12 protein-coding genes and 1 pseudogene are annotated in these 10,736 nt (G+C 61.0%); 7 read left to right on the top strand and 6 right to left on the bottom strand.

Going from position 1 to position 10,736, the window contains the following annotated elements:
* The first annotated feature begins 69 nt into the window (after window positions 1-69).
* Together QMK32_RS23555 and QMK32_RS23560 are read left to right on the top strand one after the other, a co-directional pair.
* Window positions 70-336 (top strand): cupin domain-containing protein, encoded by a 267-nt coding sequence (locus tag QMK32_RS23555; protein ID WP_283477918.1) that lies wholly within the window; start codon window positions 70-72, stop codon window positions 334-336.
* Window positions 337-432: 96 nt separating this feature from the next.
* On the top strand, window positions 433-1,644 hold the full coding sequence (locus QMK32_RS23560; RefSeq protein WP_283477919.1) for an MFS transporter: 1,212 nt from the start codon (window positions 433-435) through the stop codon (window positions 1,642-1,644).
* A gap of 115 nt (window positions 1,645-1,759) precedes the next feature.
* Here the strand turns inward: QMK32_RS23560 and QMK32_RS23565 are convergent, their stop codons facing one another.
* Window positions 1,760-3,313: an MFS transporter gene (locus QMK32_RS23565; protein ID WP_283477922.1), complete on the bottom strand. Its 1,554-nt coding sequence runs from the start codon at window positions 3,311-3,313 to the stop codon at window positions 1,760-1,762.
* Window positions 3,314-3,434: 121 nt separating this feature from the next.
* Here QMK32_RS23565 and QMK32_RS23570 point away from each other — a divergent pair, with 121 nt between their 5' ends.
* Together QMK32_RS23570 and QMK32_RS23575 are read left to right on the top strand one after the other, a co-directional pair.
* Entirely contained in the window at window positions 3,435-3,740 is a 306-nt protein-coding gene (locus QMK32_RS23570; protein WP_283477924.1) for an ArsR/SmtB family transcription factor, read from the top strand.
* 145 nt (window positions 3,741-3,885) lie between these two features.
* A pseudogene (locus tag QMK32_RS23575) lies at window positions 3,886-4,280 on the top strand (site-specific integrase); the annotation flags it as partial.
* Between the two features lie 29 nt (window positions 4,281-4,309).
* Here QMK32_RS23575 and QMK32_RS23580 read toward each other — a convergent pair.
* The 4 genes from QMK32_RS23580 to QMK32_RS23595 all read right to left on the bottom strand — a co-directional run bounded on the left by QMK32_RS23580 (window position 4,310) and on the right by QMK32_RS23595 (window position 7,117).
* Window positions 4,310-4,810 (bottom strand): OsmC family protein, encoded by a 501-nt coding sequence (locus tag QMK32_RS23580; RefSeq protein WP_283477925.1) that lies wholly within the window; start codon window positions 4,808-4,810, stop codon window positions 4,310-4,312.
* Window positions 4,807-5,121, bottom strand: coding sequence for an FCD domain-containing protein (locus QMK32_RS23585; protein ID WP_283477927.1), 315 nt, complete (start codon window positions 5,119-5,121; stop codon window positions 4,807-4,809). Before QMK32_RS23585 ends, QMK32_RS23580 begins: the two co-directional genes overlap by 4 nt.
* Window positions 5,122-5,276: 155 nt before the next feature.
* Window positions 5,277-5,849: a nitroreductase family protein gene (locus tag QMK32_RS23590; RefSeq protein ID WP_283477929.1), complete on the bottom strand. Its 573-nt coding sequence runs from the start codon at window positions 5,847-5,849 to the stop codon at window positions 5,277-5,279.
* A 314-nt stretch (window positions 5,850-6,163) separates the two neighbouring features.
* Window positions 6,164-7,117, bottom strand: a complete 954-nt coding sequence (locus tag QMK32_RS23595; protein ID WP_283477931.1) for an alpha/beta fold hydrolase — start codon at window positions 7,115-7,117, stop codon at window positions 6,164-6,166.
* 54 nt (window positions 7,118-7,171) lie between these two features.
* Here QMK32_RS23595 and QMK32_RS23600 point away from each other — a divergent pair, with 54 nt between their 5' ends.
* Together QMK32_RS23600 and QMK32_RS23605 are read left to right on the top strand one after the other, a co-directional pair.
* Complete coding sequence (locus tag QMK32_RS23600; protein ID WP_283477933.1) at window positions 7,172-7,570, top strand: MerR family transcriptional regulator; 399 nt, start codon at window positions 7,172-7,174, stop codon at window positions 7,568-7,570.
* Window positions 7,571-7,817: 247 nt separating this feature from the next.
* Entirely contained in the window at window positions 7,818-7,946 is a 129-nt protein-coding gene (locus QMK32_RS23605) for a hypothetical protein (protein ID WP_283477935.1), read from the top strand.
* Window positions 7,947-7,951: 5 nt separating this feature from the next.
* Here the strand turns inward: QMK32_RS23605 and QMK32_RS23610 are convergent, their stop codons facing one another.
* Window positions 7,952-8,404: a MarR family winged helix-turn-helix transcriptional regulator gene (locus tag QMK32_RS23610; protein WP_283477936.1), complete on the bottom strand. Its 453-nt coding sequence runs from the start codon at window positions 8,402-8,404 to the stop codon at window positions 7,952-7,954.
* Window positions 8,405-9,105: 701 nt separating this feature from the next.
* Between QMK32_RS23610 and QMK32_RS23615 the strand changes: the two genes are divergently transcribed.
* Window positions 9,106-9,768, top strand: coding sequence for a VOC family protein (locus QMK32_RS23615; protein ID WP_283477937.1), 663 nt, complete (start codon window positions 9,106-9,108; stop codon window positions 9,766-9,768).
* Window positions 9,769-10,736 lie beyond the last annotated feature (968 nt).

A 10,736-nucleotide genomic window follows, 5' to 3' on the forward strand; every position in this document is an offset into this window, starting at 1 on the left:
ACAGCGTCACTGTGCACGGCGCCGCCGCCGACGGGGTCCTGTCTCTCACCGACGGTTGGGTGCCTTCAGATGGGAGGACCGCCGCACGCGCACATCGACGCCACCGAGTTGATCTATGTCCACACCGGAGTAATCATCGTCTATATCGATGGCGTCGAGCACACTGCAGGGCCGGGGAACACTGCGGTGATCACACCGCACACCGTGCACGTCTTCCGCAACAGGTCCGCGGCGCCGGCCAGGGTGCTTTTCGTCTTCACTCCGTCCGGAACCGAGGAGATCTTCCTCCAAGCTGGCATGCCTGCTATCCCTGGCGAGCCTGTGCCGCAGCACTGAAAAGACGACAACATTCATGCGGGTGCTATCGGTCCTGCATACGGGCGTGCGCCCACATCCGCAGCACCGGTGGCCCTACGACGAAAGAGCGCTCTCATGAGCAACAACACAACAGATGTGGACAAGATCAGAACCGACGTCGAGCATGTCACTCGTGTGCCGTTCCCGGTGTATGTCCTGGCATTTACCATTCTGGCCTTCACGACCAGTGAGTTCATGGTGTCCGGGCTGATGAACGACCTTGCTCGTGATCTACCCGCGAGCATCCCCAGTGTGGGATACCTTATCGCGATCTATGCGCTGTCGATGGTCCTCTTTGCCCCGCCTGCGTCGATCTTTCTGACACGTTTCCGCCCGAAGTCGGCGCTGATCGCCATCTCAATGGTCTTCATCGTCGGAGAGTTGATCGCAGCTACCGCTCCGAACTACACAATTATCGTGCTGGGACGCATCGTGACCGGTGCTGCTGCTGGAACCGCATACGGCGTTACGTTGTCCATTGCAGCCCAGGCTGTTCCCGAAAAGATTCGCGGTCGCACCATCGGAATCGTAATGGGAGGCAACACGATCGGCACGGTCGTCGGGTTACCCGTTGCAAGCTTCCTCGGCAACGCCTTCGGATGGAGGCTGGCATTCGCTTTCGTGGCCGTACTTGCCGGTGCCGCATTGCTGGCGAGTATTGCGTTCGTCCCTGCGATCGAAGTCGGAGCGCGTCCCAACGTTCTTGCGCAACTGTCCGAGCTGAAGAATGCTCGATTGTGGCTGGCTTATGCGACGAGTGGGTTGCTGATCGGTGCGGTCTTCTCGATCTTCAGTTACTTCTCGCCCATACTGACCGATCGCGCGGGGTTCGAGCAGAGCTGGGTACCGATCATCCTCGCGGCCTATGGAGTCGCGTGCATCGTCGGCATCACGGTCGTGAGCCGACTGTCCGACAACTTCCCCCTGATCCTCTCGATCGTGGGCGCGTTGGTGATCTTTTCGTCCACACTGCTGTTCTTGCTGGCCGACAGCAGTAAGGTCCTCGTCCTCGTCGGAGTCGCTGCTCTCGGGTTCGTGGGTGTCAGTTTGAACCCCGCCTTCGCGGTCAGGGTGATGAGAGTGGGCGGAGTCTCGTTCGTAGTCAACACCGTTCACACCTCGATCATTTGCTTCGGCATTTTCCTTGGGGCAGCACTCGGTGGTGTCGTCATCGATGCGGCCGGGTCCGTGCACGCGGTGTACTACCTGTCGTTGACGCTCGCTGCAGCCGGCATCGCTGTACTCGCACCGAAGATACGCGCAGCACGAGCCGAGATCGCGAAATGAACAACGTACTGGTGGTCGGTGGAACATCCGGAATCGCTCGAGCGCAGTCAGAGATCCGATCGGGCCCGCCTCCGACGACGATGACATCGGCATCGGCATCGAACACTCCTATCGGTCACCGCTCCGTTCCGCGGCGCAGGAGTGCAGCGATCACCAGGGCCAGGAACGCCACGATCGAGGTCATCGCCAGCAGGGTAGCGTGGAACCCGCTGTTGTAGGCATCTATGACAGAACTGGTTACCTGCTCGTGTGCGGCAACCGGAACGTTCCTGAGCGCGGCGTCGGGGTCACCGCTTGCAGCGGCTGCTCCGATTGCTGCCGAGTCGGTGACTCCGTCGATGGATCCGGTCGCGGAGTCGGCTCGCCCGGTGACCACGCCGGTCAGGATGGAGGCGTAGAGGGCTACGGCGATCGCTTCGCTCCCGAGACGGAGGGTGTTGACCACTCCGGCGGCCATTCCCGCTTTGTCTTCGGAGACGAGAGAGAGCGCCTGACCGTCGACGAGCCCGGCGGAGAGCCCCATTCCGCTGCCTACCAGCAGCAATGGCACAGCGATCACAGCGACCGCGGTATCCGGTCCTGCGAGAAGCAACCCGAGATCGCCGAGCAACAGGGCTGCGATGCTCACCCAGATGACGGTCAATGGGCGAACACCGGCCCCCACGGCCCGGGCTGCCGCGATCGGGCCCAGCACTACGGGAACGGTCAGCAAGATCACTGTCGATCCGGCGTGCAGAGAGGACTGGCCGACCACGAATTGCAGGAATGTCGGGAAGTATGTCAAGAGCGTCACGAACCCGAATGATGCGGCTACCGGCACCAGGCACAATGCCAAAAATCGTGGATGACGCAGCAGTGCGAGGTCCAGAAGCGGTGCGCTGGTGCGGGACTCGACGACTATGAATGCGGCGAGCAGTATCACTGAAGCGGAGAAAGCGCCGATCACTGCCGGGCTGGCCCATCCCCACGGTTGGCCCTCGACGATGCCCACCATCAGCGCGAGCAGTGCGAGGACGAACAGTACGGTGCCCGCGGTGTCGAAACGATGGTTGGTCACATTCTGGGGCCGTGACCAACCGATGACCGGTGCGAACAGCACCACCACGACCAACACAGCGGTCTGTACGAGGAAGATCGCCCGCCATCCCGTGGTGTCGACGAGGACTCCGGAGATGGTGGGTCCCAGCGCCACGCCGATACCTGCGGTGGTGCCGAACAGTGCAAACGCACGCAGGCGGGCCGCACCGTCGAACTGCGACGAGATGATCGCCGAGCCGCAGGAGAAGATGGCGGCACCTCCCAACCCGGCGAGCGCTCGCGCGCCGTCGAGCACGGCGATAGTGGGGGCAACAGCGCTGGCGATGCTCCCAAGAGCAAAGATCACCGCACCGAAGAGGAACAGACGCCCCCTGCCGAATCTGTCGGCCAGCGACCCCCAGACCAAGGTGAAGCAGGCGAACGAGAGGTTGAAGGCGTTCACCACCCATTGTTGCCCGGCTGCGCCGCCCCCGACACTCGCCGAAATGGCCGGCAGCGCAACGGCTGTACCGGAGATGGACATCGGTACGAGAAACACCGCCAACAGGACAACGACGAGCGTCGCCGCGCCGCGGGTCGGGGGTGGGGCTGCGGCGGTGTTCACATTCGCCTCGGACGAGGTTGCGGACATCATCGACTCCTGATCGGGTTGCCATACGCGGAAGGTTCGACGAGACTCGAACCTGACGATGGCACACACACAGGTTCGACGCAAGACGAACCTTGGAAATGGATTGCGAAAGGGTGACCTGATGACCGACGCCGAAGGCCACCCTGATGTCGAGGAGATCGATCTGGTGTCGGTGCTCACTGCGCTCGCGGATCCGCTCCGCTTGCAGGTCGTCCGCGATCTCCTCGCCGACGAAGAAGGGGCAGAACGTCATTGCACCTCGTTCGGGCTGCCGGTGTCGAAGTCGACACGCAGCCACCATTTCAAGGTCCTGCGCGAGTCCGGGCTGATTCAGCAGGTCGACCGCGGCAACTCCCGCATGGCGCAGTTGCGACGCGCAGACATCGATAGCAGATTCCCCGGACTTCTCTCCGCCCTGATCACGTGAGCGTCGGGCGACCCTGCCGCGAATGTCGATCACCGCGGCCCCGGTGAACGGCGATGTCCAGATCGAGACCGAACTCGTCGGAGAACACTGTCGGGCCGGCCCGACATCAACGCAAGGAAACCGGCCGCGACTTCCCCCACAGCACGACGTCGGCGGGCGTCCCTCCGAGATCCGACTATTGCGAAAAGCAAGAATCGTTCAACGAACATGTTTGCCGCGGGGGAGTACCCCCGCACCGCGGCTTGCGCACCGTTATTGCGCGCCATAGCAAAGAACGGCAACCTCGGTGCTACAACACTTTCTGGTGCTGCGATCCACCAGACCATTCGCCTTCACGCCGCCCATGACGGCTACGACCCCGCCGCCGTCACCAAACTCGGCGGACACTCCCTGCGCGCCTGCTTCGTTAGCCAAGCAACGCGTAGCGGCGCCGACGGACACGCAATCGCCCGCCAGACCGGGCACACCAGTCTCGACTCCGTGGAGGTCTACCGCCGTGAACATGCACCCCTCATCGGCAACGCAGTCAACAAAATGGGGGCTATGACCCGCAACGTTCTTCCAGATAACTACGCCGACTGTGAGGTGCCCTTTTCTCCTTCGGTGGTGATGACGGGTTCGTGATGCACTGGAAAGTTGACCGAACGGGCGATGAAGCATTTGGCGGGGACGTCGGAGTGGATGCGCATGGCGACCTGTTTGTCGCTGTCGGCCGTTATCGTGACGCGTGGCCGCAGCGTTGCAAACTCGAACTGACCGGCGCCAGTGTCGTTCTGGGTCATGACACCGAGAGCATTGTCCGCGTAGGCGGTAATGACGACACCGGCCGCGGCGGCGAGGTTGAGGTACCACAGCATGTGGCACTGCGACAGGGCTGCCACTTGCAACTGCTCAGGGTTCCATCGCGAAGGGTCGCCCCGAAACGCAGGATCGCTGGTGCCAAGGATGGTCGGAGCGTCGAGTGTGTCGATCTCGTGTTCGCGGCCGTAGGCCGTGTAGCTCTTCGTGCCAGCCCCATAGTTCCCAGTCCAGGTGATGCTCACGTCGTACTTGTGGGTCTTACCGCTCATAGTCGGCTCTCCGCTTCGTAGTTGTGGTGCACGGCAACGTTTCGTGTGTGATCGACGTGGGGCGCGACTGCGCACCGCGCCTGGTTCGGATGTCCGTCTGTGATTGCTTGCAGGATAGCCGCATGCTCATGGCCGGCGTTGTTCACGCGCGGCGTGTCCAGTCCTGCGCGGGTAGCGATGAGAATCTGATCCCGCACCGACGTGAGAAGAGACATAACCAGGGTGTTGTCTGCCAGCGCGGCGACTTCGAGGTGAGATTTTCGCCTGCGCCTGCGCTCCCGACCCTGCACCCTCGACCCGAGTCGCCTCATCACACGCTTCGTCGAGCCGTTCTACCTCGCGCAACCGGGCCGGGGCCATCACGCTGCGAGGACGGGGCCTACTCGTACGCGTCGAATGGCGTCGGCAAGTATCGATTTAAAGTATGTTGCAGTGCTTTCGGATTGATTGCTTCCGCGACCTTTGATCAGGCCCTCGACCAGGTCACTTCGTCACGCGTGCGCCTCTCGCGGCGTGACCCCGAGGCCGAGAACACGTCAGCGGCGGGATCAGCGCTCCCGAAGGCGCTTATAGACGTGACCTCCCAGTGCGGGGGAACGTCGAACTCGCGGGTGACCCCTGCGCGATCGAACGCGCGGAATTGGTGGGCGTCCAGGCCGATGGCCAAACCTTGGATCGTCATGTGCGCTACCGCTTGGCCAAGGTCGTATCGGGAGAACTCCGAGTACTCCCAGTCGGGTGTGTCTTCCACGTAGATTTGAGCCAGATTCACCACCAGCAGTGACGCATTCGGGGCCCACTCCGCGGAACTGCCGGCGAGGTGAGGAACGATCCGGTCGTGAATCAGGTCGCCGCGCCGAGCAACGACGAACATCCACGGCTGAGAGTTGCCGGCAGATGGAGCGAGCCGGGAGACATCCAATAATGTATCGACCTGCTCATCGGTAACCACCGCGGTGCTATCGAACATCATCGGACTGAACCGTCGCGCCAGCGCCGTGTGCAGCGTCGGGGCTACTGAAACATCGCAGGGAGTCATCCGGTCATTGTGACGGCGCACCGAGGCCAGGGTCTCGGCGAGGTCAATTTCGCGATGGTCGGTTGGAGTGTCATCGGTATTGCTCGCCGGGGTGATCTCGTAGCCAGTGCGCGACGTGGGTATCGGGTGGGAATACAGGACAGAAAACGTGCTCGACAGTTTATCGCGCGACACAAGTGTCAACCGTTCATTACTGGTGCTCGGCGATGGTGTGCCGTCTGGGGGCGGAAGGTCACCATGATTCAGTCGTTGACGACGTGGATGGCAGAGGAAGGGAGAGCGTCTTGGATCACGGGGGAAAGGGTGCAGATCCATCAACAACGTTTGGTTTGACCTTTACTCGTTCGACCTGGTGTTGCTGGCCGTCCACGGGCAGCGCCTTCTCCTGCGTCGGGTTTGCCGTTGTGTTGTATATCGATGGACGTGATCCAGTCGCCGAGGGCGCACCACACGCGCTCGGAAGCCTCCACCGGTACGAGGTGCCCGACGTCGAACACCGTTGTGAGGTGTGGTTTGCCAGGCAACAACCGCTGTAGCCGTGCCGCGTGTTCGAGGGGAATCCATCGGTCGTGCTCACCCCAGCCGATCGCGGTTGCGCAACGAACCTGGCTCAATCGTTCGGCAACTGGTTCAGTGTCCTCGACGCGTAGCTCGGAGATCTGTTGGTAGAAAGCGCGTTGCCCCAGCTCGCCCTGCCACGGAGTACTCAGCGCCGCGATCATCTCATCACCGAGTGGGTTTCGTGCGGCACCGGAAATGTATTCACGGACCACCGCCATGTGCAATGCGGCGGGCAGTGCCGCGAAAACCTCGGGATGCTCGGCGACGAGACGGAAGAACGGTGATCCCCATGGCTCGAGTGTCACCACGTCCCACAGGAACAAGCTGGCGTAGTCGCTGCCGTTGAGGAGGTGAGCTCCGAGGGCTACTGCTCCGCCGATATCGTGGGCGACAACGTGTGGCGATTCCAGCTGCCAGTGATCGAGCAACCCCGTCAAGCGGGACAGCTGAGAGACCAGATCGGTCCGTACTTCGGGACCTTTCGCCGATCGGCCGTAACCGGGCATGTCCCACAGGAGTACTCGGTAGCCGTCACCGAGTTGGGTGGCAACGTCGGCCCATATCCGAGCCGACCACGGCGTTCCGTGGCAGAACACGACCTCGGCTGCTGTATCGCGTGAGCCGGCAACCAGTTCGTAAGTTGCGATCTGGATGCCATCGACCGTGACATAGACGGGCTGGGGTAGCTCAAATCTCGACAGGTCCATTACTCGAGGCTAAAACCTCAGGTCGACCTGAGGTCAAGTGGGACAATGGGCCTTATGAAAATCGGTCCGGTTGCGCATCTACTCGACGTACCCGTCCACGTGCTCAGGCACTGGGACGATGTCGGAGTTGTAGTCCCGGACCGCACACCCTCTGGGCACCGTGTCTACACCGATGAGCACCTCTACCGACTCCAGGTTCTGCAGGCCTGTCAGGCGGTTGGAATGAGCTTGCCGGAGATACGAGGGCTACTGCACCGCGGAGAACCGGGCAGATCCAATCTGATTGCGCGTCAGCTGCAGCGCATCAGGAAGGAGCAGGAGCAGCTCCGCACCGCCGAACGCTTCCTGATCCACGTCCTCGACTGCACGCACGACCTACTCACCAGATGTCCGCAATGCAGCGACTACGCGACATCAGCGGCTCGGCAGTCCGGAATAAATCAAGTCAAGTGAGACACCGGTCGTTCAGTTGATCTGGTTTTCGAGTGCTGGTTCGTGATGTAAGCGACGTGCGGGATTTTCCCTAGACAAGATTGATTCTTTCACCACGGCAGCGCATTTCACTTCTGCGCCTCGGTCAAGTTCACGACCCAATCGGTGCATTTAGGTTAAATGACCGTTTGTCCGTGGCCATGAAAAAGTACCCACTGGTAGCCAACTGAACTGCACCGGGTTGATGCACCCTGGGTTGAATGGAGTCATGGCACGACCCGTGCGCAACTACCCCTCCGAGCTACGTGAGCTTGCGACCGGCATGTTCACCGAGAGCTGCAAGGACTACACCTCGGACTGGAAGACCGCCGACTCGACAGGCACGGTTGCTTGCTGATCCTACTAATCGGCGGCGAAAGCTGCTGTGTTGTAAAGGCTTGTAGCGATTCGGTCGAGGTGGACCCGGTCCCTCGCACTCAGTGCCGAGAACGTGTCGGTTTCCACTTGATCGAGCACTCGATCGCTCTCGGCGAGAACTTCTCGTCCGGTATCGGTGATGGTGACGATCTGGCGTCGTCTGTCAATCGGATCCCGTTCACGGACGACATGACCGTTGGTTTGTAGCCCGTCGAGGTAGGCGACGATGTCTCCCTGGTCGACGACGACTCGCTTCGCGAGTTCTTTCTGGTGGCACGGCCCGAGCTCCTCGAGGGTGCTCAAGATAGCGTGCTGGTTCGGCAGGAGACCAACTCCAGAGAGGGCTTCGGCATATATCTGCCTGACCCGTAGAGCAGCGCGAATGAACACGAATCCTGGCCGGCGTGACAGGCGCTGGGCGTACTCTGGCGAACTCATAATCCAATCATAGGGCGCCCTAATGTTTGTGGTATCCAACGGTACGCGCCTTGGCTGGCATCGGAGTCGCGTTCGAAGGGACACTCCACCGGTAGAGATCAACAGCGGGGTTCTATGCATCGAGTCGAATCGTGTTGCACGTTGCGTACTCCTTCTGTTGCCTGCAAGTCCCTGCGATTGAGGGGCTCGGCGAATGTGAACTGCAGGTAGATTCCTCAGGTGGAGTAAAGAACTGAGAATTGGCGGTTGTGTCCGTCCGAGTCTGAGACGGACGTTTGTGCACCGCCGGTATTAACTAGCTACCCAATCATCGGTAAGTCAAATATTAATGCATGGCATTGCCAATGATTGGGCAATGCGTGTAGATTCGGTCAGGTTGGAACCTGGACGTTGGCGGAAGAACCTCTCGATCAACTCCGCCAGATCGTCCCGATCGAAGGGGAGAGCGTGATGATTCAAGAACTGTCGTACATCGGTATCGGCTCGCCACGCGCCGAAGAATGGCGCAGCTACGGCACCAAACTGCTCGGGGCGATGCACGCTCCTGATGGACCTGGCGGAGCCGTCCGTCTGGCCGTCGACGACGACGCTATCGCATCGCCGTCCACCCGGCGGTCGAGGATCAATTCCTCTACGCCGGTTGGGGTGTCGCCAATGAGACCGATCTGCACACGTTCGCCGCACACATCGAGTCTCGGGGTGTGTCAGTGCACTGGGGCGATCAGCAATTGTTACGCGAACGTGAGGTCGCAGAGCTGGCGTGGTTCGAGGATCCGTGGGGGACCCGCCACGAACTGAGCTGGGGTAAGGCTGCGACGCCATTGTCCTTCTCGACTGGACGAACCATGCGGGGTGGATTCGTCACCGGCGACCAGGGGCTCGGCCACATCGTCTTTCAGGTCCCGAGTATCGAGAAGGCGAACGAGTTCTACGTCGATATCCTCGGATTCCGTTTGTCCGATCGCATTATCACCAAGTATGCCAATGTGCGCTTCTACCACGTCAATGGGCGCCACCACTCACTCGCACTCTCCGAATACCCTGGCCACGTAGGCTTCAACCATCTCATGCTCGAGGTCGAGCACATGGACGACCTCGGTCGACTGATCGATCTCCTCGACGAACACGACGTCGACATCATGCAATCCCTCGGCCGCCACTCCAACGACCTGATGACGTCCGTCTACATCGCCAGCCCCTCCGGGCTGCAGATCGAATACGGCCACGGAGGACTGACAGTCGACGACCTCAGCTGGGTCGCACGAACCTACACCCGCCCCAGCTACTGGGGGCACAAGCACTCCGAAACCGCGAAGACGCAACTGCCTGGCATCGTCAAACCACTGGTTCCCGCCGAAGTCTGACGACCCCGACCGAAACCACACAGTCGGAGTTCGCTCTCGAGAAACCACAGTCGGGGGACTGCGATAGGGCGGTTCGAACAATGAGGTCGAGTCCATAGATGAGATTCAATCCGGCGTCGCCAATGCGAAGACCCAAGCCCCTGCGACGGACATGAGAGCCTCCATTTGCTGGCGAAATCTCCGTCCCTACTGCCTGTCGATTTTGACACTTTCGTGCCAGCGTCTCAACCGCATCGACGATCAAACCGGTTGATTCGCTGACCCTTCCGTGACAGAGACACCACGCGGCCGCACACTTCTAACGCTGAGGTTTTATGTTCGCCGCGTCGAGGTCGTCGCGTTGTTGCGCGGCGAGTGGGTGAGGCAGATGTTGGACTCGGTGAGGCCGATGTTTTCGGTGCGCACGGTTGCCATGATCTTTCGAGGTCAGTGATGCGGGTGACAAGGTCGGCGCGGTCGACTTGTTCGATTCGACGCCCAGGTTTCGCTGCAGACGTTCACGCAGTTTTCGTTCAGATCGGCATAGTTCTCCTCTCCGGGTACACGCAACGCTCGCAACCGGTACGCAGGCCGAACTCGCCCACACCCGAGCTGTCACCAACAAAATCCCGGCGTGGCCGCGGGGGCATTCACCGATGATGATCCGGACCTCGCAGACCGGTTCAACGGCTGCGGTGTTCGGGCGGACAAGCCTGTCGAGCTCGCAGTACTCGGTACGGCGTCACTGCGCCGCCAACTTCGATACTCGACGCAGAACTCTCCTGAACGCCCGACGCCGCGCGCACCCGGTCAACTGACCCCGTCCGGTACCGGATGTTCTGTTTTCTGTCACACTGGAGTCCGTCGCTACGGACGTGGGGTCGGCCCGTACATCACATCGGGCTGTAGTGACGCGACATCTCGCACGGAAGGGCCCCGCCCGAGTATGTTTCTGCTCGCTCGATGGTGTTCTTGCTCCGCTGACACCG

The sequence above is a fragment of the Rhodococcus sp. H29-C3 genome (assembly GCF_030063405.1).
Lineage (GTDB): Bacteria > Actinomycetota > Actinomycetes > Mycobacteriales > Mycobacteriaceae > Rhodococcoides.

Coding starts and splice junctions, on each gene's coding strand:
- QMK32_RS23555 (WP_283477918.1), top strand. CDS start 70: ATGGGAGGACCGCCGCACGCGCACATCGACGCCACCGAGTTGATCTAT.
- QMK32_RS23560 (WP_283477919.1), top strand. CDS start 433: ATGAGCAACAACACAACAGATGTGGACAAGATCAGAACCGACGTCGAG.
- QMK32_RS23565 (WP_283477922.1), bottom strand. CDS start 3,313: ATGTCCGCAACCTCGTCCGAGGCGAATGTGAACACCGCCGCAGCCCCA.
- QMK32_RS23570 (WP_283477924.1), top strand. CDS start 3,435: ATGACCGACGCCGAAGGCCACCCTGATGTCGAGGAGATCGATCTGGTG.
- QMK32_RS23580 (WP_283477925.1), bottom strand. CDS start 4,810: ATGAGCGGTAAGACCCACAAGTACGACGTGAGCATCACCTGGACTGGG.
- QMK32_RS23585 (WP_283477927.1), bottom strand. CDS start 5,121: ATGAGGCGACTCGGGTCGAGGGTGCAGGGTCGGGAGCGCAGGCGCAGG.
- QMK32_RS23590 (WP_283477929.1), bottom strand. CDS start 5,849: ATGACTCCCTGCGATGTTTCAGTAGCCCCGACGCTGCACACGGCGCTG.
- QMK32_RS23595 (WP_283477931.1), bottom strand. CDS start 7,117: ATGGACCTGTCGAGATTTGAGCTACCCCAGCCCGTCTATGTCACGGTC.
- QMK32_RS23600 (WP_283477933.1), top strand. CDS start 7,172: ATGAAAATCGGTCCGGTTGCGCATCTACTCGACGTACCCGTCCACGTG.
- QMK32_RS23605 (WP_283477935.1), top strand. CDS start 7,818: ATGGCACGACCCGTGCGCAACTACCCCTCCGAGCTACGTGAGCTTGCG.
- QMK32_RS23610 (WP_283477936.1), bottom strand. CDS start 8,404: ATGAGTTCGCCAGAGTACGCCCAGCGCCTGTCACGCCGGCCAGGATTC.